Source organism: Nitrobacter sp. Nb-311A, from assembly GCF_000152905.1.
Taxonomy (GTDB): Bacteria; Pseudomonadota; Alphaproteobacteria; order Rhizobiales; family Xanthobacteraceae; genus Nitrobacter.
This window is the reverse complement of the sequence record NZ_AAMY01000024.1, coordinates 25323-51115: the sequence shown is the minus strand read 5'-3', so window position 1 is coordinate 51115 and position 25793 is coordinate 25323. Positions and strand designations below refer to the sequence as shown.

The window sequence follows — 25793 nt, the reverse complement described above, 5'->3', positions numbered from 1 at the left end:
GGCTCGCAAATTTGACCCCGTATCGGCGTTCAATTTTGACCCCTTCGCGCGGCGTGGTTTGAGGGTAGCGCTCGACTCGTCGGAGCTGGCCGGGATTGCGGAGACGAGACGAGCGCGGGTGGCGTGATCGTCGTCGCGGCTTTTGAAGCGCCAGCTGTCGTTACCGGTTTCGACGATGTCGCAGTGGTGGGTCAACCGGTCGAGCAGCGCGGTGGTCATCTTGGCGTCGCCGAACACGCTGGGCCATTCGCCGAAGGCGAGATTGGTGGTGACGATGACGGAAGCACGCTCGTAGAGCCGGCTGACGAGATGGAACAGCAACTGGCCGCCGGATTGGGCAAAGGGCAGATATCCGAGTTCGTCGAGCACGATGAAGTCCATCCGGGTCAGATGTTCGGCAAGCCGGCCCTGACGTCCGTTACGGGTCTCGATCTCGAGGCGATTGACGAGGTCGACCACGTTGTAGAAGCGACCGCGGGCGCCGGATCGGATGCAGCTTCTGGCGATTGCGATGGCCAGGTGGGTTTTGCCTGTGCCGGTGCCGCCGACGAGCACGACGTTGCGCTGCTGGGCGATGAAGCCGCCGCCGGCGAGATCATTGACGAGCGTCTGATTGATCGGCGTGCCTTCGAACTGGAAGTCATCGAGATCCTTGGCCAATGGCAGCTTGGCGATGGTGAGCTGGTACTTGATCGACCGCGCCTGCTTCTCGTTGATCTCGGCGCTGAGCAGGTCGCCGACGATGTGCTGAGGTTCGTGCTGGCGCTTGACGGCCGTCGCCATGATCTCGTCGAAGGCAGCCCTCATTCCGTAGAGTTTGAGCTCACCCATGAGGTCGAAGATTTGGGTTCGTTCCATCAGATGGTCCTCCGGAGGTTGTCGTAACGGGCGCAATCGGCGATCGGCGCATGGCGGAGCGTCAGTGCCGCCGGCGTCATAATGTTGGCCGGTGCAGCGGGTTCGCGTTGGCGAGCCAGGATGTTGAGAACGACGTCAGCGGAATGAACGCCATGAGCGATCGCCTCGGCGCAGGCGGCTTCGACCGCCGACAAACCGTCCGTCAGCACCGCATTGAGGATGTCGACCATCTGTCGATTGCCGTCGTCGGTGCTGGCGAGCCTGCGCCGGATCCGTTCGATCGCGGCCGGCAACACCCAGTCCTTGAAGGGTGCGCCGTTACGTAAGGCCCCGGGTTTGCGCGCGAGCACCGGCACGTAGTGCCAGGGATTGTAGGTCGTCTCGCCGCGTCCGAACGATCGCGGATGCTCCGCAACGATGCGCCCGTCCTGACGGATCACGATGCGATCGGCATAGGCTTGAACTTCGACCGGGCGCCCGACGGCGCTGGCAGCGACCGAGTATTTGTTGTTGTCGAAGCGCACCAGGCAGGTCTTCGAGACCGATGCCGGCACCGCGTGGAATCCGTCGAACCGGCCAGCATAGGGAACGAGCTTGGGCCGCTCGGCTTCGAACACCTCCCAGACCGTCTGTTCGGCCAGTTCTGGATGTCGGTGCGCCTTGGCGTAGGCGATGCACTTATCCAGAAGCCACGCGTTCAACTCGTCCAGGGTTTTGAACCGCAGCCGTGGCGTGAAGAACCGTTCCCGGACCAGCCCGACCTGGTTCTCGACCTGACCCTTCTCCCAGCCCGACGCCGGCGTGCAGGCGACCGGATCGATCAGATAGTGGCTGCACATCTGCAGGAAGCGGCGATTGTAGCGGCGATCCTTGCCGACGAAGATCGTCTCTACCGCCGTCTTCATGTTGTCGTAGATGCCGCGGCTGCAGGTACCCTTGAACAGTGCGAACGCCCGGTCGTGGGCGTCGAATACCATCTCCTGCGTCTCCCGCGGATAGGCCCGCACGAACAGCATGCGGCTGTGGCACAGCCGGACATGAGCGACCTTCACGATCGCCGTCACGCCGTTGAGGAGAACGATCTCATGGCTCCAGTCGAACTGGTAGGCTTCGCCCGCCGCAAAGCTCAACGGAACATAGGCCGCCGCGGTCGATTGCCCGCGCTCCTTGCTCCAACGCCTGGCGTAACGCCGTACGGCATCGTAGCCGCCGTCATAGCCGCGTCCGCGCAACTCTTCGAAGATCCGGATCAGCGTCAGCTGTTCGCGAGCCGATTTGGCCGCGTTCGCCGCCAGCAGTTCATCAAGCTCCGCCGCCCAACGCCCGAGTTTGGGGCGCGGCTGGATCGAACGCTCATACTCGAACAAGGTCTTGCCCGACCTCAGCACCTTCCGGACCGTGTTCCGCGACACCTTCAGGTCACGGGCGATCTCCTTGATCGTCTTGCCCTTGATGAAGTGTTCGCGCCGTATCCGCGCAATCGTCTCCACGATCAGCATCCCCGACCACCTGCTTCATGACAAAGCAGGCAGCGCAACAGCCAACCTGTAGGGGGTCAATTTTGGACGCCGATCCCCCGGCTTACGGGGTCAATTTTGCATGCCGAATGACACATTGCCGACTATGAAGAAATGAAGGCCCGCACCCTGCGGATCGCGCGTGGCGAGGAAAAACCCGCCGTGGGCGAGGCGAAGGTATGGTTCGACTCCACCGAATCCTTCGCGGGCATCCTGACAACCGGCAATCGGGAGCTGCTGCACGTCATCGCCGAGCGCAAGCCGCAATCCCTTGAGGAGCTTGCCGAGATGACCGGCAAGGCCATGCCGAATCTGTCGCGGGTTCTCAAGAAGCTGGTTGGCCTTGGCATCGTCCGTATCGAGAAGGACGGGCGCAAGGTGGCGCCGAAGATTCTCTATGACCGCTTGGTGCTGGAACTGCCGCTGACCAGGCGGCCGCAATCGACAAGAGCAGCGGGAGGCTGACATGAACGTCCATCATTCCCCCAACGACCATCAGTCCGGCACGGTGGCGCTGCGCGCCGCGCTTTACCTGCGCGTCTCGACGGCGCGGCAGGCCGAGCATGACGTGTCGATCCCCGACCAGCGCAAGCAGGGCGAAACCTACTGCGCCTCGCGCGGCTATCAGCTCGTCGACGTGTTCGTGGAGGCCGGCGCGTCGGCCACCAACGACCGTAGGCCGGAATTCCAGCGGATGATCGAGGCCGGCACGTCGAAGCCCGCGCCGTTCGATGTCGTCGTGGTGCATAGCTTCTCGCGGTTCTTCCGCGACCACTTCGAGCTGGAGTTCTATGTGCGCCGTCTGGCGAAGAACGGCGTGCGCCTTGTGTCGATCACCCAGGAGATGGGCGACGATCCCATGCACGTCATGATGCGCCAGATCATGGCGCTGTTCGACGAATACCAGTCGAAGGAGAACGCCAAGCATGTCCTGCGCGCCCTGAAGGAGAATGCGCGGCAGGGCTTCTGGAACGGCGCGCAGCCGCCGATCGGCTATCGCGTCGTCGCGGCCGAGCAGCGCGGCGCGAAGGTCAAGAAGAAGCTGGAGATCGATCCGCTGCACGCGGAGACGATCCGCATGATCTATCGGCTGGCAATCCAGGGCGAAGGCGATTCCGGCCCGATGGGCGTGAAGGCGATCGTCAACTACCTCAACAAGCGCCACATCTATACGCGCCACGGTGGCCGTTGGGGCATCGGCCAGCTCTACCGCATCCTCACGCGGCGGACCTATATCGGTGAGCACGAGTTCAACAAGCGCTCCAAGGCGAAGGAGCTGAAGCCGGCCTCCGAGGTCGTCACGGTCGAGGTTCCGCCGCTGATCGACCGCGACACCTTCGACAAGGTGCAGGCGCTGCTACGCCATCGCAACCAGAAGGTCACGCCGGCGCGTGTCACCAGCGGCCCGACGCTGCTGACCGGCATTTGCTACTGCGCCAAGTGCGGGGGCGCGATGACGCTGCGCACCGGCAAGAGCGGGCAATACCGCTACTATGCCTGCTCGATCAAAGCCCGGCAGGGAGAGACCGGCTGCTCCGGCCGCGCGATCCGAATGGACAAGCTCGACCGGATCGTCGCCCGCCATATCGAGGAGCGGCTGTTGTGGCCCGACCGGCTGGAGGAGGTTCTGGCCAGCGTTCTCGATCGCAGGGAGGAGCGCGGCGCGCGCCGCCGTGAGCAGCTCGCTGAACAGCGGATGCGGATCGAGGACACCAAGATTCGCCTGAAGCGGCTTTACGACGGCGTGGAGGCCGGCGTGTTCGATCCGCATGAACCGGCCTTGGCCGAGCGCATGGCCGGCCTGCGCGGCATCCACGACCAGGCGCAGGTCGACGCCGAGCGCATCGAGGCGATGCTAAAGAACGCGGGAGAGAAGGCGATTTCGCCGACGACCATCCGCAGGCTCGCGGCTTCGGCAAGGGAAAAAATGCGACTCGCGGGCGGAGGCTATCGCCGCGAACACCTGCGGGCGCTGGCGCAGCACGTCGAGGTCGCGGAGCGCGAAGTTCACATCAGCGGGTCGAAGCACGAGCTGCTCAAGGCGTTGACGGGCGCGGATGCGGCTAAAACGTCAACGATATCAGTGCCCATTTCTGTTCCGAAATGGCGGAGAGAGTGGGATTCGAACCCACGGTACGGTTTCCCGCACACACGCTTTCCAAGCGTGCGCCTTAAGCCACTCGGCCATCTCTCCCGACACCTTCTCATGACGGGGCGTGCCGATTTTTGCAAGAGAGCTGCACCGTGGCATCGGGATTTATCTAACGAAACGGGATAGTCCCGCCATTTTACCCATCGCTGCCGCAAGCCGATGTGGGTGATCCTGTAACCCGCGCCGTAACCGAAGATCCGAGGGAAACGCCGGACGAGCGCGGCATTGCACGCCCCCGGTTGGTTAACCCGAAACTGCTTCTATTGCGTTTCAAGTGCCGAAGAACAGATCACTAAAGAGGGTTCCCTGCAAACGGCAGGATCAAACAGCTAATGAACGCCAGCGCCGCTACGCGAACCCACTACATGCAGCGGCCATGATTTCGACGTTGCCGCAGCAGCGGGACGGTTGTTTGCCGTGTTTTCGTTAAACGCGCGCGCCTCCTCCAGCGCTTCGGAAAAGTCCGCAAACCATTGCTGGATCGTGCCGGTACGCAACTTCCGCATCATAGCTTCCCAGCGCGTCCTGCGCTCCGTCAGCGGCATTGCGAATGCGGCGGCGATGGCGCGGGCCATCCCGTCGATTTCGTGAGGGTTGACGAGGAGCGCTGTCTGCAACTCGTTCGCCGCGCCTGCGAATTTGGACAACACCAATACGCCCGGATCGGCGGGGTTCTGCGCAGCCACATATTCCTTTGCGACGAGATTCATTCCGTCATGCAGCGGCGTCACCACGCCCACACGCGCCGTGCGATAGAGGCCGGCCAGCACGGTCTGACTATATCCGCGGTTGAGATAGCGAATCGGCATCCAGTCCGTTTCACCGTGACGGCCGTTGACGTCAGTCACGAGCTTCGCAAGTTCGCTCTGCAGATTGCCGTAGGCTTCGATGGTGCCGCGCGATGGCGTCGCAATTTGCAGCAGCGACACAGTGCGCTTCAGCGCGGGATTCAAGACCAGCATCCGATCGAATGCATTGATCCGGTTCACAAGGCCCTTCGAATAGTCGAGGCGATCGACGCCGATCGCCAGTTGCTCTCCGTTCAGGCTGCGGCGCAATCGCGATACGTCGGGATGCGAGGACGCCTTGGCGGCCTGCAAGGCAAATTTCTCGACATCTATTCCGATCGGGAATACCGCGCATCTCGACTTGCCGTAACGCGACGTCACGACGCCGTCCTGAATCTTGAGGCCTAGCTCCGATTGAAGATAGCTGAGAAAATTTTCGCAGTCTTCGTCGGTCTGGAAGCCGATCAGATCATAGGCCAGCATCGCCTCGATCAGTTCGCGATGATGCGGCACAGCACCTACGAGGGCGCGAGCAGGCCAGGGCGTATGCAGAAAAAACCCGAGGGGATTGCGGACACCGAGATCTCGCAATTCCGCGCCAAGCGAGAGAAAATGATAGTCCTGGATCCAGAACGCGGTATCCGACTTGCGGAAACGCATCAAGGCCCTCGCCATGAAGGCATTGACCTCACGGTACGATTGATAATCGTCGTGCGACACGCGAATGAGATCGGACCGGGAGTGCAGCGCGGGCCATAACGCCGAGTTGGCGAAGCCTTCGTAGTAACCGCCGTAATGCGCGGCCGGCAGATCAAGCAATGCGAGCGCTCCGGCTCCGAGGGCTTCAACTTCAGCAAAGGGTTCCTTGTGTGACCCGTCGCGTACTCGTCCGCTGGAACCTACCCAAATTGCCCCTGATTTTTCAACAACTGGTAACAACGCCGCCGCTAGGCCGCCTGTCAAGGGCTCATTAGCCCGCGCACGCGCCACGCGATTCGAAACGACAACGAGGCTCACAAGGATCCCCTCCCGCTTTTGCACCCGTCAGATAAACGTTCGTTCATCAATATGGTTCCTGCCTCCTTCCCACCAAATTGACGCCAAATTCAGGCAGTCTAGAACGAAACTCAAGTTCCCGGTGATTAAGTAATGAAACGGTTCTCACGGTACTTTTAACGAGAAATGTTTTTCATCGGATCAGCTGCGCCAGTATCGATCTTCCCAATTGCGCGACAATTTCATCCCGGTCAGGATCAATCCGGCCATCGAGTACGTTTGCGGGAAATTCCCGAACAGCGCGCCGGTTTTCGGATCAACATCCTCAGATAACAGCCCGAAGCGATTGCGATGCGCCAATGCATCCACAAAAGCCTCGCGCGCTTCCTCGCGCCGTCCGAGCGCCCACCACGCATCGATCAGCCAGAACCGGCAGATCAGGAAGGCGGTCACGGGCAGACCGAAATCATCTTCCGCCGCATAGCGCATCACATGCTTTTCGCGCAGCAACTCGCGCTCCATGGCCGCGACAGTCTTGATGAATCGCGGATCGTCAACCTCGCAGACGCCGAGTTCGGGTAGCAACAGCACGCTCGCGTCGAGATCATCGGATCCGAATGCCGCGGTGAATGCCTCGCGCTTCGGATTCCAGGCGCGCTCGATCAGTTCGGCATGCAGGGGATCGGCGATGGCGTTCCAGTGCGCCGCGCGGTCCGACAGGCCGAGCCGTTCCGCGATGGCCGCGAGCCGGTTGATCCCGGCCCAGCACATCGCTGCGGAATGGGTATGGATGCGCTGACGGCCACGATACTCCCAGATGCCGGCATCGCTGGTCATTGCGACCCGGGCCGCCTTGTCGCCTAGCGACTCAAGCAGCTTGAACAGGCTTTCGTCCCCTGGTCGCGGCAATCGCCGGTCGAAGAACATGGGCAGCGCGGCGAGGATGGCGCTTCCATAAGTGTCGTGCTGCTTCTGGTCGACCGCGGCATTGCCGACACGCACCGGTCCGTCGCCATGATAGCCTTGAAGGTCGGCGGCGATCCACTCGTTCAGCGGCAGGTTCGGGACCACGCTGTAGACCGGCTTGAGATCCTCCTCGGCATTGGATACGAGCGAGAGCGTGAAGCCGATGAAGTCTTCCATCGTCCGCGTGGCGCCGACGCGATTGAGCGCCTTGACGACGAAATAGGCATCGCGCAGCCAGCAATAACGATAATCCCAGGTGCGGCCCGAACCGGGCGCCTCGGGAATCGAGGTGGTGTGCGCGGCGATGATGCCGCCGGTTTCCTCGAAGTTGGATAGCTTGAGCGTGATGGCAGCGCGGATGATGGCTTCCTGCCATTCATAGGAGATGTAAAGACGACGCACCCAGCCCAGCCAGTAGGTTTTGGTTTCGTCGGCAAAACGCTGGGCGGTCGATGCCAGATCACCGGGAAACGCCTCGTCGTTGCCGAACACGAGATATATCGGCCGCGTCAGAACGAACGGCGTTTCATTTTCGATCAGCGCCAGGGGCGCATCGGTGGTAACCCGGATCGCGGTTCCGTCTTCCTCGAAGTAGCGAATGTGGTTGCTGCCCATCGAGTGCCGAGCCAGCGGCTTGCCATAGGCGTGCGTCGGCCGGATGCGGATCGTGATCCGGGGCAGACCCGCGACAGGCTCGATGATGCGAAACAACTGCGGCGGCCGGAATATGCGGCCATATTGCCGGAAACGCGGCGCGAAGTCGGTGATGCGCACGATATTGCCGTGCATGTCGGTCAGAATCGTAGAGACGATCGCGGTGTTGCGAACATAGTCGGACTGAAAGTCGGCCATGCCATCCAGCACGACATCACTGAAACCCTTTTCTTCGTTGCCGGCGAGCAGGCGCGAGAATACCGGGTCCGAGTCGAAGCGCGGGAAGCACCACCACACGAGCCGCGCGGTCGGATCGACAAGCGCCGCCGTGCGGCAGTTGCCGATGACGGCAAGGTCAAGCCCATGATCGGTCATTCAGCGACCGCTCGTTCACCGTCGAGCAGGCGGGCCAGCCAGGACCTGACATTGCTGGGCGCTTGAAAGTGGCCGTTCACGCCTTGGGCACGCCGTCCGACCGAGAATGACAAGCCCTTCATGTCCGGCATAATGGCAAAGACCGTTTCATCGGTCACATCGTCGCCGATAAAAACCGGCCGACGGCCCTTGAACGGCTGATGCGACATCAGTTCGGTTACTCCGGTCGCCTTGGTAAATCCAGAATGCTTGATCTCGCAGACGAACTTGCCCGGCAGCACCTCTATTGGCGCGTTCGGCAGGTCGGCGCGTATTGCCGAGACCCGATCATAGATCACGCGCTCGATATCCGGCGCCTTTCTGAAATGGAGCGCCAGCGAGTAACCCTTGTTCTCGACCAGGATGCCGGGATGCAGTTCGGCGATCGCTGCAAAACGTCGGATTAAATCCGGATTGAGCGGCGGCGCCTGCGCAGCCACGGCCTCGCTTTCGATCGAAATCCGCATCTCCGCGCCGTGGCCACCCACAGCTGGAAACAGCACCGGCGCGAAAATCCGGTCGATGTCGCTGAGCGATCGACCGCTGACCAGAGCGAGCGCGCCATCCATCCGCGTCAGCAGCCGCGACAGCGACCGCGCGAGCTTTGGCGGCACGTAGACCTCGTTCGGCGAGGGCGCGAGATCAAGCAGCGTACCGTCGATATCGAGCAACAGCGCAGATGTACCGAGCGGCAACGTGTGAGGCTCGGGGTCGGCGGCCGCGGAAGCGGTTTTGTTCGGTACGGTTTCCATTACACCCCGATTCATCGTGACTCCACAACGGCAAGCGGCGACGCCACCGATTCCAACGAACGCCGTTCGGCGGCAATTCCATATCGCCAACCGATCAGCGCGGCTACGATCATTAACGCCGACCCGAAACAATATCCGGCGAATACGCTGTCACGCGAGCCGCTGTCGATCAAGGCGCCGAACAGCGTCGGACCGACGACGCCACCGATTCCGGTCCCCACGGAATAGAATACCGCAATCGCCAGCGCCCGCACTTCGAGGGGAAAAGTCTCGCTCACCGTCAGGTAAGCCGAACTGGCGGCCGCCGAAGCAAAGAAAAAGATCACCATCCACGCGATCGTCTGGGTCTGTGCGGTCAGGACGCCGGAGGCGAAAAGATAGCCTGTTATGACGAGCAGAACGCCGGAGATCCCGTAGGTGAACGCGATCATCGCGCGGCGTCCGACGGTATCAAACAGCCGGCCGAGCAGCAGCGGTCCGAGAAAATTACCCGCCGCGAACGGCAGGAGATACCACCCGATCCGCTCCGCCGAGATGTTGTAAAAGGTCGATAGCACCAGCGCGTAAGTAAAGAAGATCGCATTGTAGAAGAACGCCTGCGCGGTCATCAGCGCAAGGCCGACCAGCGAGCGTTGCCGATACGTTTCGAACAGCGTCCGAACCACTTCGCGCAGCGGGGTGTGGCTGCGCATCCGGAGCCTGATCATCGGCCAGATCCCTTCGGCGGGTGCATCGGAGTGGCGAACCGCTATCTGTTCGATGTCGGCGACAACGCCCGCCGCTTCATCCGGCCGGCCATGAATCATCAGCCACCGGGGACTTTCCGGAATCCACAGGCGCATCACAAACACGACAAGCCCCAGGGCTGCGCCGGTGAGGAACGCGAGCCGCCAGCCTAGTTCGGGATCAATGACGAGTGGGTCGAGCAGCACGATCGCGCCCACCGCGCCGAGGGCAGCGCCGACCCAGAAACTGCCATTGATGCTCAGGTCGGTCCAGCCTCGGTAACGCGCCGGCACCAGTTCCTGAATCGTCGAATTGATCGCGGTATATTCGCCTCCGATGCCTGCCCCCGTGAGAAACCGGAACAATGCGAAGCTGGCGACGTTCCAGGACAACGAGGTCGCCGCCGTCGCGGCCAGATAGAGCGCCAACGTGACGAAAAAAAGTTTCTTGCGCCCGATGCGATCGGTCAGCCAGCCGAAGCCCAGCGCCCCGAGCACGGCTCCGATAAGATAGGCGCTGCCGGCGACGCCGATATCGAGGTTGCTGAAGCGAAGAATGGGGCTGTCCTTGAGCGCGCCGGAAAGCGCGCCGGCAAGCGTTACCTCCAGCCCGTCCAGTATCCAAGTAATACCGAGAGCGGTCACGACCCTCGTATGGAACGAGCTCCAGCGCAGGCTGTCGAGACGCGCGGGAATGTCTGTCTCGACGATCCGGTCCTTCGGTTCCTGCAATGATGGCCTTTCAATCGTCAAAAAGCGTGTGGCCGGCGGGCTTGTCCGTGGCCATCGGCCGAGCGAAACGCTCGGGGTCGCTCAGTATTCCATGGAATGCGTCGGGACATAAACTGTGGACCGCCGGCAGTCCACCCGTCAGGCCCCCTCCCCTTTTTAGCGGGACAGTAAACGTAGCTGGACTAGCAAACGCGCTATTTGGCTAGCTGGTTCCGATTTCGAAGGGCCTGTTGATGCACCTCCATGCCTTGAATAATTTCGAACGAACTTCCGCTGACCGGCGTCAAATCGGGACAGACGGGGCGGTGATAACCGGTTACCTTTGTGACGCCCGTCACGGTAGAAATGGCGCAGGTCACGCATAGAATACTGCTCTGACAGTCCATCGTGCGGCGGACCAGTGAACAGAAATGGGAGATGATCATGTCGATTCAGACGATTATCGGGAAAAAGCTGAGCGCAGCCATTCTGGCGGCCGGCTTGGCCGCGATCGCCGCGCCGCAAGGCGTTTCGGCCGGCGACCTTTCCGCCCGGCAGATTATCGACGGGCTTAAGGTCTCCAAGACGCGAAGCCTCAGCGCACCCGCGCAGCCGGCGCTGAGCACGAGCGATCTGGATTTCGTCAAAAGCGTGCGCGGCAAGGCCCGCTCGCTGTCCATGGGCGACCGAGATCACCTGGCCGAGATTGCCGCCAAACGTCCGAAGATCGATCTGGACATCAATTTCGATTTCGATTCCGCGGCTGTGACGCCACGGACCGAGCCGCAGTTGCACAGCCTTGGAAAGGCGCTGACCAGCGACGAGCTGGCAGGCTCCGTCATTATGCTCGGCGGGCACACTGACGGCAAGGGATCCGACGCCTACAATCACAACCTGTCCGAACGCCGAGCTGAGGCCGTGAAGCGCTTCCTTATGGAGAGATACAAGATTCCGGCGGCAAATTTGGTCGCGGTGGGATATGGAAAAGAAGGATACAAGAATTCGGCAGACCCGTTCGCTCCGGAGAACCGTCGCGTCGAGGTCGTCAATATGGCCGCGAAAGAGCAGGCTGCGAATAAATGATGCTGATACCGCGATGCCGCTTTGGAGCCGCCATGCCGCTCGCACGACCACGCGGCGCGAATGCGGTCATTGACGCGCCAGCCGCGCATTTACCAACCGTTGACAGGCGTCGCGTCGTCGGTTTGAAAATTCGGATCGCGTAAGATAAGGTCCCCGCGGCGTGTGTTGGAATGGCGTTTAACTCTTGGACTGGCGTCGCATGAACATTCGGGTTGCGGTGCTGACCGTGTTGACGCTGGCGACGGTGCTTGTGATGGCGCGGGCGGTCGCATCGGCCGCAGCCGCAGCCGACGGCAGCACACGGGTCGCGCTTGTCATCGGCAATGCCGCCTATCCGGACAGCGAGGCGCCGCTCAAGGAACCGATCAACGATGCCCGCGATGTTGCCGCCGAACTGAAGCATGACGGATTCGACGTCGAAACCGGCGAGAATCTGACCGGCGAAGCCATGCGCCTCGCGCTCAAGCGCCTCTACACCCGCATCAAGCCCGGCAGCGTCGCGCTGATCTTCTTCAGCGGATACGGCATTCAGTCCGGACGCCAAAGCTATCTCATCCCGGTCGACGCACAGCTGTGGACCGAAGCGGACGTGCGCCGCGACGGCTTTAGCCTGGAGACCATTTTGGGCGAGATCAATAATCGCGGCGCCGGAGTCAAGATCGCGCTGCTTGACGCTTCCCGCCGCAATCCGTTCGAGCGCCGCTTCCGCAGCTTTTCGGCCGGTTTGGCTCCGGTGATCGCGCCGAGCGGAACGCTGGTGATGTATTCTGCGGCATTGAGCTCGGTGTTCAGCGATGCCGGCGCCGATCATAGCCTGTTCGTGAGCGAATTGCTGAAGGAGATCCGCGTCCCCGGCCTGACAGCCGAGGAGACGCTGAACCGCACCCGTGTCGGGGTGACGCGAGCCTCGCGCGCCGAGCAGGTGCCGTGGATTTCGTCGTCCTTGGCCGAGGATTTCTATTTTATTCCCGGCCGGGACCAACCGGATGTCGCTGCAACGCCATCGTCGCCGCCCACCCCGCAGGCCGAGTCTTTATCTCCACCCGTTGCGCCAGCTCCACCCGTTGCGCCGCCCCCGCCCGTACCTGCTCCGCAGGCGACACCCGCTGCCGCGTCCGCACCTCCGCCTCCGGCGCCCGAATCCTCGTCGAGTCAGGCCCCAAAACCTCCGGCGGAACCTCCGCCCCAAATCCGGGATGACAAGAAGACGGCGCTGGCTTTGGCCGACGATCCAACGATCAAATCGCTGACGTCCAGGATCGCCGCCAGGACAGACGACGCCAACGCACTCTATCGGCGCGGACAGGTCTATGCCAGCAAGGGCGCCTATGCACTTGCCATCAAGGATTTCGACGCGACGATCCGACTCAATCCGAAGGACGTCGAGGCCTACAACAATCGCTGTTGGACCCGGACTGTAATCGGCGAGTTGCAGTCCGCGCGGCGCGACTGCGACAAGGCGCTGAAGCTGAGGCCGGGCTTCGTAGATGCGCTGGACAGCCGCGGCCTGCTTAACCTGAAGAGCGGCGCGAACAAGGACGCGATCGCGGATTTCGACGCGGCGCTCAAGATCAACCCCAGGCTGACCTCCTCGCTTTATGGCCGAGGCCTTGCCAGGCAACGCAGCGGCGCCGTCGCGGAGGGCAACCTGGACATCGCCAACGCCAAGGCAATGGATCCGGACATCGCGAAGGAGTTTGCCGGGTACGGCGTACGCTGACGTAGTAAACCTGCATTGTGATGATTCTTGACCCGCTCGTTTTGCGATTGCGGATGCGCCGTATAGATTTGTTGCCGCATCAAGATACGCGGCGCGTTCAATGTGAGAATTACAGGGTGAGGCAACTTTCGGATTTTGCATTTGGGCCGCGATGCGCGCGTAAGCTCGCCTCCGGCCTGTTTTTTGGCATACTGGCGGCGACTATCGGCGGCGGGAGCCCTTCGTCCGCCGCCGACGACACCGGGCTCTCTGGAGGCGCTCTCGTGACCGTCGCCCGCGCGACCAATGCCTGCTTTTCGGACATGGTTCGCGTCACCGGCTTCGTTGTCGCGCGCCGGGAAGCGGTGGTCAGCCCCGACTCGGAAGGATCGCAGGTGACCGACGTGCTTGTCCGCGAAGGCGACACCGTCACGCTAAATCAGGAGCTGGCTCGGCTGACGCCCTCGCCCGGCAGTAAATCGGGATCTGTCCTGCGTGCGCCCGCTGCCGGCCTCGTCACCGAAGTCCGCACCGCCGTCGGAGCACCGGCCTCGCCGCAAGCCGGGCCGATGTTTCGGATTGCAGTCAATGGCGAGGTCGAGTTGGACGCCGAGGTGCCTTCGATCCATCTGCTCAAGCTCAACCCGGGCGCAAGCGCCCGCATCAGCCGCGAAGATGGGCCCGATTTGATCGGGCGCATCCGGCTGGTTTCCCCCGAAATCGATCGCAAGACCCAAATGGGTCACGTCCGGTTGTCCCTGAGCGAAGATCCGACTTTAAGGATCGGAATGTTCGCCCGCGCCAGCATCGACGCCAGGCGCAGTTGCGGCGTAGCCATTCCCCGCTCCGCAATCGATCACCTGACGGTTCAGGTGATAAACGGAGATGTTGTGGAGACCCGTCGCGTTCGCATCGGATTGACGTCCGACGCTGCCGTCGAGATCCTGGAAGGATTGAAAGTCGGAGAGATCGTCGTGGCGGATGCCGGCACGTCGCTGCATGACGGCGATCGTGTCAAGACCATATTCCCCGATGATCTCGATCGATCGCGAGCACGTTGATGGCCTCCAATATTTCCGCCTGGTCGATCAGGCATCCGCTCCCATCCGTCCTTTTTTCGATAATTTTGCTGGTGCTGGGCTGGGTCAGCTTCACCAAGCTCGCGATCACACGGTTACCGAGCGCGGATATCCCCGTAATCTCGGTGGCGATCTCGCAGTTCGGAGCGGCGCCCGCCGAACTCGAGGCACAGGTCACCAAGACGATCGAGGATGGCGTCTCGGGGGTCGAGGGCGTCCGGCATATCTCGTCCTCGATCACGGACGGCTTGTCGCTGACCACGATCCAGTTCGCGCTCGAGACCAATACGGATCGTGCGCTGAACGATGTCAAGGACGCCGTGACGCGGGTCCGCGCCAACCTCCCGCAGAACGTCAATGAGCCGCTGATCCAGCGCGTGGACGTCATCGGATTGCCGATCGTCACATATGCCGCGATTTCGCCCGGCAAAACGCCCGAACAACTGTCGTATTTCGTCGACGACGTGGTCAAGCGGGCATTACAGGGCGTGCGCGGCGTCGCCCAGGTGGAGCGCATCGGCGGCGTCGAGCGCGAAATCCTGGTGTCGCTCGATCCGGACCGGCTGCACGCGGTGGGGCTGACGGCCGTTGATGTCAGCCAGAGGCTGCGCGGCACCAACGTCGATGTCGCCGGGGGACGGGCGGAGATCGGACAGAACGATCAGGCGATCCGGACCCTTGCCGGCGCCAAGACGCTTAACGAACTCGCGGGCACGATGATTTCCCTGCCGGGCGGCAGCGAAATCCGGCTCGACGATCTCGGCACGGTGACCGATACCATCGCAGACCGCAGGACCTTTGCCCGCTTCAACGGCGAGCCGGTGGTCGCGCTCGGCATCAAACGCTCCAAGGGAGCGAGCGACGTCGTGGTGGCGAAGGCCGTGCAGGAGCGGATCGACGCGCTGAAGGAGCAATATCCCGATGTCGATCTGAAGCTCATCGACACCTCCGTCGAGTTCACCAAAGGCAACTATGAGGCGGCGATCTCGACTCTGTTCGAAGGCGCCACGCTTGCTGTCATCATCGTCTTCCTGTTCCTTCGCGACATCCGCGCCACCATCATCGCCGCGATCTCGCTGCCGTTGTCGATTTTCCCCGCCTTCTGGGCGATGGACCTCCTCGGCTTCTCGTTGAACCTGGTCAGCTTCCTCGCGATCACGCTCTCGACCGGCATCCTTGTCGACGATGCGATCGTCGAGATCGAGAACATCGTGCGCCACATGCGGATGGGGAAATCGCCATACCGGGCGGCGTTGGAAGCCGCGGATGAAATCGGCCTTGCCGTGATCGCGATCAGCCTCACCATCATCGCGATCTTCGCGCCCGCGAGCTTCATGTCGGGCATCGCAGGGCAGTTTTTCAAGCAGTTCGGCATCACCGTGTCGGTGCAGGTGTTCTTCTCACTTCTCGCAGCGCGCCTCGTGACGCCCATGCTCGCCGCTTACTTCATGAAGGATCATTCGCATGAGCCTCCGCCACCGGGCCGCGTGCTGCGCGCCTATAGCAGCCTCGTTACCTGGTCGGTGCGGCATTACATCATCACCGTCCTGATCGGCTTTGCGATTTTTGCCGCCTCGATCTGGAGCATCAAGTTGCTGCCGCAGGGCTTCCTGCCGGCGCAGGACACCGCGCGGTCGCTGCTGGCGATGGAGCTGCCGCCGGGGTCGCAGCTCGCGCATACTGAGAAGATGACGGAAGAGATCGCCGCGCGCCTGCGCAAACGGCCGGAGGTGGCGAGCGTCTTCGTCGACGGCGGGCGCGTGCCGCCAGGACTGCAGGAGGTACGCCGCGCCTCCCTGATCATCAACTACACCCCGAAGCAGGACCGTAGCATCACCCAGCGTGAACTCGAACTCTCCATCGGACAGGAGCTCGAAAGCGTTCCCGACATCCGTTACTGGTTCCTTGACGAGAACGGCTTGCGCGCGGTCTCGCTGGTGGTGACCGGACCCGACATCGGCATCGTCAGCAATGTTGCAAACGAGCTGGCGACGCAGATGAAGCGTATTCCGCTGATCGCCAATGTCACGCCGGAAACATCACTCGACCGTCCCGAACTCAGAATCCAGCCGCGAGCGGATCTCGCCGCTCGTCTTGGGGTATCGACCGAGCAACTCTCGCAAACCATTCGCGTTGCGACGATCGGCGACGTCGGACCGGCTCTGGCGAAGTTCGATGCCGGCGACCGCCAGGTTCCGATCCGCGTGCAACTCGAAGAGGACGCACGCACCGACTTGAAGATGCTGGAGCAGATGCGCGTGCCGATCGGTGGCGGTCGCGGTCATGTCCCGCTTTCCGTCGTTGCCGATATCAGCCTTGATCAAGGCCCCACCAACATCAACCGCTACGATCGCCAGCGGCAGGCCACCGTCGCGGCCGACCTCGTCGGCACGGCCGCACTCGGCGACGCGACCGATAAGATCAACGACCTGCCGGTGATGAAGACCCTTCCGAAGGGTGTGAAGGTCAATCCCTCAGGCGACGCCGAGAGCCTGAACGAGCTTTCCGAAGGATTCGCAACAGCGATCACGGCCGGACTGATGATGGTTTATGCGGTTCTGGTGCTGCTGTTCGGCACCTTCCTGCAACCGATCACCATCCTGTTCTCGCTGCCGCTATCGATTGGCGGTGCGATCATGGCCCTGCTGCTCACGGGCAAGCAGCTCACGACGCCCGTCTGGATCGGCATCCTGATGCTGATGGGCATCGTCACAAAGAACGCGATCATGCTGGTGGAGTTCGCGGTCGAATCAATCCGCGCAGGTCACGCGCGGGAGGAGGCGATCATCGATGCCGGCATGAAGCGCGCCCGTCCGATCGTCATGACCACCATCGCGATGGTCGCAGGCATGATGCCAAGCGCGCTGGCGTTCGGTGCCGGCGGTGAATTCCGCTCGCCGATGGCGCTCGCAGTGATCGGCGGGCTGCTATTTTCGACACTGCTCTCGCTGGTCTTTGTGCCCGCGATGTTCCTCCTGATGGATGATGTCGGCAAGTTCATCTGGCGTTACAGCAAACGGCTGTTGACGTCCGGCGCGGAGGTCTCCGAGACGGCAGCGGCCGAACAAAAAACGACAAAACTCGTTTCGCTTCCGAGCGCCGAATAAGCGCTTATAGCCTTGAAGTTAGAGTCCTTCACCGCTTCACGGAAACGGTGAAAGACTCTAGCTTTTTGATTTGACGCGTTTTCTTCACGCGAACCGGTATCCGTCCTCGGGTCAGTCCTGAGGACATGCTTCGCTCGAAAACGCTATGGCTACGCGTTGCGTGCGACGTCGGTGAGACGGCTCATGTTCTTGAGCAGGATGCGGCCGCGTTGAAGGTCGAGAATACCGTCCTTGCGCCATTGCTGGAGCTGGCGATTGACGCTTTCGCGCGCCGCACCGACGTAAACGCCGAGCTGTTCCTGGGAAATATGAACTTCCGAACCATAATCATCGGCCAGGGCACAGAGCCGGCGCGCCATTCGAACCGGAAGCGGTTGCAACACCGACTCCTCCATGCGCTCGCTGATCCAGCGAATGCGCTGGCACAACAATTCGATCAGGCGGATGGCGATCCTCGGCTCCCGCTCCAGAAACGCCAAAAGATCGCCCCGGCGCAGCACGAACAGCTCGGTCGGCTCGCCCGCCACCGCATCGGCGGTGCGAGGCTGACCGTCAAGCACAGCGATTTCCCCGAACAAATCTCCCGGACCCTGGAAGTTCAGGGTCAACCGGCCGCCGTCGGAAGCGCCGGTCTCAATGCGAATCTGACCGCGACGGACGCCGTAGAGCGCATCGCCGTCATCACCCTTCTGAAACAGCACCTCGCCGACATCGAGCTGGAGGGTATGGCACAGGCCCGCCACGCGTTGCAGATCATCGGCATGGAGGTCCGAAAACAGCGGATTCATCTTGAGAATAACCGCGAATTCCGACTGCTTGCTCATCGCATTCACCCCGAGGCCAAACAGCCTGACGACGCCCTCAGGCTCCTGGTCGGCGAGCCCGCCCGGATCTCGCCGGTGCGGGCCGCCTCGTGTTTCAACATGCTCGATCGAAAATCGAGCAAAGTGTGCCATAGGTCACGAGTTTTCTAGTGGTCCGATGCTAACATTCGCATCCCGTTTCAGCGAGCCTTGTTGCGAATGTTAGTATCAAAGGGACCGCTCGCAAATATGAGTCGCAGCAGAGCTTTGAATTCGATATTCGCGTCCGGAACGGACGGCCAGGGTGAGGCGCGAGTGTCAATTCACTCCACGAGCCCTTTCAAACCCGTTGACATGACATCTCCACATTCAACCCAGAATTACATTGCTCCTCAGTTTCCGATGGTTTGCATGCAAGGACGCGCTATTTCGAGATGGCAAGAGCATTGAAAATCGCAGGGCTCGTCGCAGCCAGCCTGGTCACGATCGTTATCGTGCTTCTCGTAACCGGAATTCCTTCCGGCTTCGTCGCATCGCTGGTGCAGGACCGGATCGAGCGCGACACCGGGTACCGGCTTACGATCAAAGGCACGACCGGAATTGACCTATGGCCTTCGCCCGGATTTGCGCTGCATCTTGTTACGCTCGATCAACCGGGAAGCGCCGCGGGAGATGCACAGATCGTCGTGGGGGAAATCCGCGCCGCTTTCGAGCTTGCGAGCCTGCTGTCGGGGACTTTGAAGATTTCGGAGCTGGCTATCGACCATCCCACGCTACGGATGCCGCTGCTTCGTGAACGCACCAGCAGCGGCGTTCCGTCCAGGCCGGATCGCTCCGAAGAGGCATCCGAAGGCGATACGTTATTTCCGGTCGACCGGGTGACGGTTTCCAACGGCGCGATCGTTTTCTTCGATCCGCAAACGGGATGGGAGAATCGCGTCAATGACGTGAACGCGAGCTTGACGCTCCGCGCCGACCGGCAGATCAAAATCACGGGCGATGCGCGCTCCGGCGACCGTTCGCTGACATTCGCCATCGCAGCGACACCGCCCGCAGGCCCGCTCGGGCGTCGGAACGTCCCGACCGAATTAACGCTTGAGGTTTCCGGAGCGCCGGCCCACCAGTTGGCAGCCAGGGCCGAGGTTCGGATCAACAGGCAGACGCTTCTCATCAACGGCTTGTCCGGGTCGCTCGACGACGGCAAGTTCAACGGCTGGGCGTCGGTCGATCTTGCGAGCAAGCCGCTGGTGAAAATCGATCTCGATTTTCACCGTCTTGATCTCGGCGCAGCACCGCACGAGCCTTCGGCGCCGCGCTCGGGCGCGCAGCCATGGAGCGCTACGCCGATCGAAGTCGGCGGGCTGAAATATGTCGACGCGCAGGTGACCATTTCAGCGGCGGAACTGAATATCAGCCAGGCGCGCTTTGCGCCCGCCCAGGTCGAGGCCGCCATCGCCAGCGGCGTGTTGAAAGTTTCATTCTCCAACCTCGGCGCCTATGACGGGCGAGCCAATGGCAGCCTGTCGATCGATGCATCAACAACGACTCCGTCCTACGCGCTCAAAGCCGACGTGAGCAGCGTTCGCGCGCTGCCGCTGCTGTCGAGCTTGGCCGATTTTGACAATGTCGATGGTAAGATGCGGGCAGCGGCCGACGTGCGTGGCGCCGGCGACAGCTTGCGCGCGATCATGTCGAGCCTCGCGGGAACAGCTTCGATCGAGATCCGCGACGGCGCAATCCGCAACCTCAACATTGCGAAAATGATCCGCGCTTTGACGTCCGGCACTCTGTCGGGATGGCAGGAGCGTCCTGACCAGACCACCGACATGACGCAGCTCAGCGCAACCGCCACCATCGCGAAAGGACTGGTAGCCACGAACGACCTGTCTCTCGCTGGGCCGCTTGTGCGAATGACCGGCGCCGGCACCATCGATCTCGGTTCGAAGCTGCTGGCGCTTCGGGTCGAGCCGAAACTCGTCATGACCACCGAGGGTCAAGGAGGGCGCACCGAGCCGATCGGCCTCGGCATTCCGGTTGTCATCCAGGGAACATGGAATGAGCCGCGCATCTATCCTGATGTCGACGGCATTCTGGACGATCCCGGCGCGGCCTATGCGAAACTCAGGGAATGGGGACAGGGATTGTTCGGCCGCAGCGGAATCGGCAGTTCCGACCCATCCGGCTCCAACATGGGAGAGACCCTGGATACCTTGATCCGGCAAGGTCTCGGTGCAGGAACCAGTCCCGCTCCCGGCGGCGCCGGAAAGCCTTCTCAAGGACCGCCGCAACAGGATGCGCCGTCTCGGGACAAGCCGCCGCCCGTGGATGAAATCATGAAGCAACTGTTCGGGCGTTAGAGCATGATCCCGAAAGGTGGAAACCGGTTTTCGGATAAGATCATGCTCAAACAAAAAAGATAAGCGACGAGTTTGATTCTGGAGCAGATTCATTCAGACGGAAAGATCCGTCATGGCCGGGGTTTGTGCCGGGCATGATGTTGATTTCGCTTAAAAAAACATGCTCTGGCTTCGCAATGGCAAGCCGGTCGCAGGCGCATTACCACATCGTCTGCCGCGCGCGCTCGAGCCAGGTCCTGTCATAGTCCTCGCCGCCGACCCGATCCTTGCTCATCTCGGCGAGGATCTGACCCGGCGTCGGCAAGCTCTTGGGGTCGACGCGCCTGGAAGGATCCCAGAGGTGCGAGCGGATGATGGCGCGCGCGCACTGAAAGTAGACCTCCTCCACGCTCATGACGATGACAGAACGGGGCGTCTTGCCCTCGACTCCGAACGACGCCAGCAGTTCCGGGTCGGCCGACACCAGCGCGCGACCGTTGACGCGCAGGGTGGTGCCGGATCCCGGGATCAGAAACAACAGCGCGGCCCTTGGGTCGCGTAGGAGATTTCGCAGCGAATCGATGCGGTTGTTGCCGCGCCGATCCGGCAAGATCAACGTCTGGTCGTCCTGAACGCGAACGAAGCCCGGCAGATCGCCGCGCGGCGAACAGTCAAGCCCCTCCTCGCCGCAGGTCGCCAATATCGCGAACGGAGAGCTTTCGATCAGCGCGCGATAGGACGGCGTGATCCGGTAGGCTACCTTGATGGTCGCCGCCTCACCCGGCTGGCCATAGATGGCCTCGAGTTGCTCGATCGTCTCGATGGCGGTCACCACGATTTGCTACTCCCTGCGCTGAGGCGGCCTTCTCCGCCATGGATCATGGACCGGCGGGATTGCCATCCTATACAGCGCGGCGCGCGTTCTGTGAAACGGCACGCCCCCCGCCCAATAGACCGTCATGCGGCGAACCCCATGGATCGCGCGCTGATCGTCGGGCACGAGATCACCTGCCGTCCTGGAAGCGAAGCAGCACGGTGCTCCCGGCTGGCAGGATGATCTTTGATTTTGCGCTGGCGCCAACGCGGTTACGCCGACAGCTTATGCTGCAAAATCCGGACAATATCAAAGATCAGCACAATCAATTGCGCGCCGCCGTATATCAAAAACGCCAAATAGAACTTCGGCTGGCCGCCATCGGCTGCGGAGGCCCACGCTCCCGCGATCACCACAATTATAGCGCTCACCGCATTGACGCACACGGCCTTGCCAATCGTGTCTGGCCACCTCCTGGCAAACAGCCCAACCAGCCGCGACATCAAATAGGTCGCCACCAACGCCACAATGATAATAAAGAGCATCGATCCTCCGACGTGAATCCAAAAAGAAAGTAGGCGACGACCTCGCCGCTCGATTGGTCTCCTCTTTTAGCGAAGCGATGCAGGATATCTACACCTGCCACATCAACCATAAACTTTTCCATGAGCGAATTTGTTCGCTGCCGGCCATTTGAAAGAGATAATCATCCGTCTTTCCGAAAGACAGCTTTTTGGGTTGTCGCAAACGTAATTGCATATTGTGCTGCCACAGGCTCCGCTACACCTGGTTTTGCCTTCACACTGTTTTTCACGTCAGCGGGCGGCCTCGGGAACCAAGATGCTCGCAGCCGTTCCCAACATGTCCGCATTCTCGCCGCGATTGCCGTGCACCACGCTCCAATCGTGGGGACACGCACATTGCCACATCATGTTCACCAACCGTCGCTTGCCTGCCGCCGCGCCGTGTTACGCGCGTTTGCAAGCGCCGCCTGCACATTGACTCTCGGCGCGTCTGTCGGCGGCTGCACCAGCGCCGCTCTCTCCTCCGGAGCCGCGACCTTCGATGCCGCTGAACTTTCCACCAATCCGACGCTTCTCGTCGCCACCACACGCAAGCCCGTGAACGGTGCGCGCGCCAAGCCTTGGTATGGCTCTGAGCGAGCCGCGCGACTGAATGTCGCTCGCGCCAAGCTCACACCGCCCAGCGAAGGGCGCTTCTCACTCAATGCGGTCGGGCTGGGTGACTGGCGCCTGGACGCAATCGAGCCGGCCAGCCAAATCGGCGATCTCTACGCTGAGCCAGGCGGCACCCGTGATGTGCTCATCTACGTGCACGGGTTCAACCAGACCTTTGAAAGCGCGGCGCTCGACGCCGCCCGGATCTCCGAAGGCATCCGTTTTCACGGCGAGACCATGGTGTTTTCCTGGCCTTCGAAAGCGAGTCTGCTTGACTACGGCTACGACCGAGAGAGCGCGATGTGGTCGCGCGACGCGCTTGATCAAGTCCTGACCGGACTGATGGCGAGTCCGGTCACTGGCCGCATCCACATCGTCGCGCATTCGATCGGCACGATGCTGACGATGGAGGCGCTGCGCCAGATCTGCGCACGGCAACCGGCGGCGGGCGAACGCATCGGGGCCGTTATCTTCGCCTCGCCCGATATCGACCTCGATGTCTTCTCCTCGTCGGTCGCGCGCGTCGGCCCGCTCGCCGGAAAGATCACGGTCGTCACCGCGACAAACGACCGCGCGCTGGCCCTTTCCGGCTTCCTGGCCGGTGGCATCACGCGCGTCGGCGCAGCCGAAAAGGCCAAACTTGAGCGACTAGGGTTGCGCGTCATCGACGCTTCGGCGCAGGGTTGGGGCATTATCAACCACGATCTGTTTCTGTCCAATGCGAAGGTCCGCCAGGTCATTCGACGCGCCGTTGACGGGCGTCCCCCGGTCGACGGGGCCTGAGGCGCATCCAGACGCATAACCTTTTGACCCGGCGGCCTTTTGAGCTTCTGTCGGCGCGCTTAAACCGGTCATTGTCATTGCGGGGGTCATCCGCGGGAGGACCCGCCCGTCACCTTAATATGGCCGGATCGAAACCTGGCGCGACCTGCCGGTGCGAAATCGCTCGCAACTTTGTCACGTCAAGCCGAACAGCTTTATCAGAATAAGACTGGCGAGCAGCCCTAGCACCGTCGCCATGATCTTGATTTGGCGCAAGGCTCTGCCGTTATGAAAGGCGTTGCTTGCCGCGCTAATTAGTAACTCGCGGTCCGTCATGGAATCGAAGTCGAGGCCAAGCGGTTTATCGGCCCTGGCTTTGGGCGCTTCGCTGCGTGTCTGGTTGTGGTCGGAGGTCGCGGGAGGTGCCATATGAAAGTGACTTTCGATCTTTCGCCGGGAAGGAATGCCTGTCTATGTCGGCAGAGACGCCTCTGGTAGTTCAAGACCCTGTTGAATGGCAGATGCCGAAACAATCGCGCATCAGAGGCGGTGGTGAACTCAAGGCCGACAGGCCTACTTCGACGATAAAGCTTGCCTCTGTCATAAGTTGACATCTGCTAGCTGGGTCGACCCGTTCACCATCTCCGGATTACCCCGCTTTAGTCAGCGTGGCCAGATCTTTAAGGCCGGCACACACTGACGCTATTTGAAAATCACGATGCGGCCGATGACAACTCCATAATGCATCGAGGAGGGTGACGGTTCCGATCGCCTCTCGGGTCTAGCAGACGCAACCAGCAGCTCAGCTTGACATGACGATCTTATGCGCACCGGGTCAATGAGCGATTGCGAACAGCCTTCCTGCCCGAAATCCCGAAGCCGCCAAGGCATTGGCGAGTGCCCTGGCGGCTACTACCGGCACCAAAGGGACGATTAATGATGCAGGCGCAATCAACATACCAAAACGAAAAAAACTGACGAAGCAAATCCCCGTGAAACGTCGAGACGACAAGAGCACGGCTTCCACCGCGGTCTCCAACACGCAAAGTCATTCGAACGAGAAGCGCGTCGAACCAGAACCACAAAGCTGCGCGCCTGCCTCCATCAGAAACAGAAAGACGCCATGCAAGCCGGAGAAGAGGCGACTTGAGTCAAGAGCTTTACGTTGAAGGCTCGCGGCCGCACGACCACTTCATCATTCACTTGGTCTATGAGTCGTGGAGTTAACACTTTGCATGCGGAATGCGCAGGGGTGCTCCCAAGCTGACGTGGGAAGTCAATGAGGCGATGTATAGTAATGTATACATTCCCTTTGACGGAAGAAAACTCGCCGGAAGGCCGGCGGCTTGCGTCGCGGATCATGTTCGGACGATTGCCCGTCCGGACAATTGATGCGCGTGAGGGGAAGTCAGGAAGAAAAGAAAATGATGGCAGATGCAGATAGGGTAGAGTTTGGGAATCGCCTTGCGAAACTTGTCGCTGACAAGCATTGGACGGAAGCGGAGTTTGCCCGCGAAGCATCGAAGCGGTTTCGCGGCGCTCATGATTTCCGCCGCTGCGAGATCTCGCTCTACATGCGCGGCATCCAGTTTCCGAATCCTCCACGTCTAAAAGCGATTTGCGAAACACTCGGAGTTGACGAAAAAGCGCTTGGGACCGAAGTTCATGTCGGTGTGAAGCACTAAGAGCCTTTCCGCTTCTGATTGAATCGGAAGCGGAGCTCCATGATTCTGATTTAACGCGTTTTCATCACGCGAACCGATCTCCCTTCGCCGAAAGCGCATTGGTCTAAAAACATAACCCCGCTTCGGCGGGGTTTCTCTTACCGCTTGTAAAGTTTGAGGCTGGTTCGGACCACCAGCTCATTGTGCGCCGGATTGATTGCTTCTCGGCGCGGCAATAACAGCCTCGCATGCTTTGAAGTGGCCGTGCCACGATGCCCGGATTGCTCGTGCAAGATTCTCGAGCGCTCTCACGGTAAGAAGGCGAAACGCAACGTCGTGGCGACCACGAACGAGGCGCGGTCTTCGTCTTGATTGCGTCAGGTGTCGGGCAACACGGAAGCATTAGAGCCCTTCCGCTTCTGATTGAGTCGGAAGCGAGGCTCTATGATTCTGATCCGGCTCGTTTTCTTCACGCGAACCGCTATCCACATCGCTCGAAACGCTCTAGTTAGCACTTCGTTATCCTTTACGAGCGCTCGGTGGCAGGTCGTCCCTTTGCACGCTTTCGCGCAGGTTTCCAGCAACTTTCCAATTCGCCGCGCACGACCAAAGTGATATGCCCGGCTCGCCTGCTAGCGGCCGGTTCTGCTAGAGATGAACGCTTGCCGGAACGCAGGGTCAGGCGACTCAGGTCCGCATTAAGGATACCATTGGCGAGACGATCGATTGCGGGGG

General features: G+C 61.2%; 19 protein-coding genes, 1 tRNA gene and 1 pseudogene. 9 read left to right on the top strand and 12 right to left on the bottom strand.

Going from position 1 to position 25793, the window contains the following annotated elements:
- Positions 1-858, bottom strand: an 858-nt coding sequence (gene istB, locus NB311A_RS07395; protein WP_009797880.1) for an IS21-like element helper ATPase IstB, incomplete at its 3' end; no start/stop codon positions are given.
- Complete coding sequence (gene istA, locus NB311A_RS07390) at positions 858-2357, bottom strand: IS21 family transposase (RefSeq protein WP_009796680.1); 1500 nt, start codon at positions 2355-2357, stop codon at positions 858-860. The genes istA and istB, both read right to left, overlap by 1 nt.
- A gap of 132 nt (positions 2358-2489) precedes the next feature.
- Between istA and NB311A_RS19635 the strand changes: the two genes are divergently transcribed.
- Positions 2490-2840 carry an ArsR family transcriptional regulator gene (locus NB311A_RS19635; protein ID WP_009797879.1) on the top strand — a complete coding sequence of 117 codons (351 nt, stop codon included), beginning with the start codon at positions 2490-2492 and terminating at the stop codon, positions 2838-2840.
- 1 nt (position 2841) lies between these two features.
- Positions 2842-3903 (top strand): annotated as a pseudogene (locus NB311A_RS23060) (recombinase family protein); the annotation flags it as partial.
- 576 nt (positions 3904-4479) lie between these two features.
- On the opposite strand, the gene NB311A_RS07370 reads toward NB311A_RS23060, so the two are convergent.
- From NB311A_RS07370 to NB311A_RS07350, 5 genes are all read right to left on the bottom strand, one after another.
- Positions 4480-4569: transfer RNA gene (locus NB311A_RS07370), tRNA-Ser, on the bottom strand.
- 287 nt (positions 4570-4856) lie between these two features.
- Entirely contained in the window at positions 4857-6332 is a 1476-nt protein-coding gene (locus tag NB311A_RS07365; protein WP_040674323.1) for a trehalose-6-phosphate synthase, read from the bottom strand.
- Between the two features lie 180 nt (positions 6333-6512).
- Positions 6513-8306, bottom strand: a complete 1794-nt coding sequence (locus tag NB311A_RS07360) for a glycoside hydrolase family 15 protein (RefSeq protein WP_009797876.1) — start codon at positions 8304-8306, stop codon at positions 6513-6515.
- Positions 8303-9112: a trehalose-phosphatase gene (gene otsB, locus NB311A_RS07355; protein WP_040674283.1), complete on the bottom strand. Its 810-nt coding sequence runs from the start codon at positions 9110-9112 to the stop codon at positions 8303-8305. The genes NB311A_RS07360 and otsB overlap by 4 nt, the downstream gene beginning before the upstream one ends.
- Positions 9109-10554, bottom strand: a complete 1446-nt coding sequence (locus tag NB311A_RS07350) for an MFS transporter (RefSeq protein ID WP_116394726.1) — start codon at positions 10552-10554, stop codon at positions 9109-9111. Before NB311A_RS07350 ends, otsB begins: the two co-directional genes overlap by 4 nt.
- Before the next feature lie 423 nt (positions 10555-10977).
- Between NB311A_RS07350 and NB311A_RS07345 the strand changes: the two genes are divergently transcribed.
- The 4 genes from NB311A_RS07345 to NB311A_RS07330 all read left to right on the top strand — a co-directional run bounded on the left by NB311A_RS07345 (position 10978) and on the right by NB311A_RS07330 (position 17501).
- Positions 10978-11616 carry an OmpA family protein gene (locus NB311A_RS07345; protein WP_040674317.1) on the top strand — a complete coding sequence of 213 codons (639 nt, stop codon included), beginning with the start codon at positions 10978-10980 and terminating at the stop codon, positions 11614-11616.
- A 199-nt stretch (positions 11617-11815) separates the two neighbouring features.
- Positions 11816-13336, top strand: coding sequence for a caspase family protein (locus NB311A_RS07340; RefSeq protein WP_009797871.1), 1521 nt, complete (start codon positions 11816-11818; stop codon positions 13334-13336).
- Positions 13337-13452: 116 nt separating this feature from the next.
- A complete protein-coding gene (locus NB311A_RS07335) occupies positions 13453-14376 on the top strand; it encodes an efflux RND transporter periplasmic adaptor subunit (RefSeq protein WP_040674311.1) in 924 nt (307 codons plus the stop codon).
- Complete coding sequence (locus NB311A_RS07330; RefSeq protein WP_009797869.1) at positions 14376-17501, top strand: efflux RND transporter permease subunit; 3126 nt, start codon at positions 14376-14378, stop codon at positions 17499-17501. The genes NB311A_RS07335 and NB311A_RS07330 overlap by 1 nt, the downstream gene beginning before the upstream one ends.
- A gap of 149 nt (positions 17502-17650) precedes the next feature.
- Here the strand turns inward: NB311A_RS07330 and NB311A_RS07325 are convergent, their stop codons facing one another.
- Entirely contained in the window at positions 17651-18325 is a 675-nt protein-coding gene (locus NB311A_RS07325; protein ID WP_040674308.1) for a Crp/Fnr family transcriptional regulator, read from the bottom strand.
- A 413-nt stretch (positions 18326-18738) separates the two neighbouring features.
- On the opposite strand from NB311A_RS07325, the gene NB311A_RS07320 reads away from it, so the two are divergent.
- Entirely contained in the window at positions 18739-20661 is a 1923-nt protein-coding gene (locus NB311A_RS07320) for an AsmA family protein (RefSeq protein WP_009797867.1), read from the top strand.
- A gap of 199 nt (positions 20662-20860) precedes the next feature.
- Here the strand turns inward: NB311A_RS07320 and NB311A_RS07315 are convergent, their stop codons facing one another.
- Both NB311A_RS07315 and NB311A_RS07310 read right to left on the bottom strand, forming a co-directional pair.
- Positions 20861-21472 carry a pyridoxamine 5'-phosphate oxidase family protein gene (locus tag NB311A_RS07315; protein WP_009797866.1) on the bottom strand — a complete coding sequence of 204 codons (612 nt, stop codon included), beginning with the start codon at positions 21470-21472 and terminating at the stop codon, positions 20861-20863.
- A 254-nt stretch (positions 21473-21726) separates the two neighbouring features.
- Complete coding sequence (locus NB311A_RS07310; RefSeq protein ID WP_009797865.1) at positions 21727-21999, bottom strand: hypothetical protein; 273 nt, start codon at positions 21997-21999, stop codon at positions 21727-21729.
- A gap of 420 nt (positions 22000-22419) precedes the next feature.
- On the opposite strand from NB311A_RS07310, the gene NB311A_RS07305 reads away from it, so the two are divergent.
- Complete coding sequence (locus NB311A_RS07305; RefSeq protein ID WP_009797864.1) at positions 22420-23415, top strand: alpha/beta hydrolase; 996 nt, start codon at positions 22420-22422, stop codon at positions 23413-23415.
- 174 nt (positions 23416-23589) lie between these two features.
- Here NB311A_RS07305 and NB311A_RS07300 read toward each other — a convergent pair whose 3' ends face one another.
- Positions 23590-23823 (bottom strand): hypothetical protein, encoded by a 234-nt coding sequence (locus NB311A_RS07300; protein WP_009797863.1) that lies wholly within the window; start codon positions 23821-23823, stop codon positions 23590-23592.
- A gap of 406 nt (positions 23824-24229) precedes the next feature.
- Entirely contained in the window at positions 24230-24421 is a 192-nt protein-coding gene (locus NB311A_RS21540; protein ID WP_131522887.1) for a hypothetical protein, read from the bottom strand.
- A gap of 397 nt (positions 24422-24818) precedes the next feature.
- Here NB311A_RS21540 and NB311A_RS07295 point away from each other — a divergent pair, with 397 nt between their 5' ends.
- Positions 24819-25079 (top strand): hypothetical protein, encoded by a 261-nt coding sequence (locus NB311A_RS07295; RefSeq protein ID WP_116394728.1) that lies wholly within the window; start codon positions 24819-24821, stop codon positions 25077-25079.
- Positions 25080-25793: the final 714 nt, after the last annotated feature.

Bases quoted from the DNA above. Each gene is read 5' to 3' on its own strand.
- NB311A_RS19635 (WP_009797879.1), top strand. From the start codon at position 2,490: ATGAAGGCCCGCACCCTGCGGATCGCGCGTGGCGAGGAAAAACCCGCC.
- NB311A_RS07320 (WP_009797867.1), top strand. From the start codon at position 18,739: ATGGCAAGAGCATTGAAAATCGCAGGGCTCGTCGCAGCCAGCCTGGTC.
- NB311A_RS07330 (WP_009797869.1), top strand. From the start codon at position 14,376: ATGGCCTCCAATATTTCCGCCTGGTCGATCAGGCATCCGCTCCCATCC.
- NB311A_RS07295 (WP_116394728.1), top strand. From the start codon at position 24,819: ATGATGGCAGATGCAGATAGGGTAGAGTTTGGGAATCGCCTTGCGAAA.
- NB311A_RS07310 (WP_009797865.1), bottom strand. From the start codon at position 21,999: ATGCTCTTTATTATCATTGTGGCGTTGGTGGCGACCTATTTGATGTCG.
- NB311A_RS07300 (WP_009797863.1), bottom strand. From the start codon at position 23,823: ATGGCACCTCCCGCGACCTCCGACCACAACCAGACACGCAGCGAAGCG.
- otsB (WP_040674283.1), bottom strand. From the start codon at position 9,112: ATGAATCGGGGTGTAATGGAAACCGTACCGAACAAAACCGCTTCCGCG.
- NB311A_RS07325 (WP_040674308.1), bottom strand. From the start codon at position 18,325: ATGAGCAAGCAGTCGGAATTCGCGGTTATTCTCAAGATGAATCCGCTG.
- NB311A_RS07340 (WP_009797871.1), top strand. From the start codon at position 11,816: ATGAACATTCGGGTTGCGGTGCTGACCGTGTTGACGCTGGCGACGGTG.
- NB311A_RS07345 (WP_040674317.1), top strand. From the start codon at position 10,978: ATGTCGATTCAGACGATTATCGGGAAAAAGCTGAGCGCAGCCATTCTG.
- istA (WP_009796680.1), bottom strand. From the start codon at position 2,357: ATGCTGATCGTGGAGACGATTGCGCGGATACGGCGCGAACACTTCATC.
- NB311A_RS07360 (WP_009797876.1), bottom strand. From the start codon at position 8,306: ATGACCGATCATGGGCTTGACCTTGCCGTCATCGGCAACTGCCGCACG.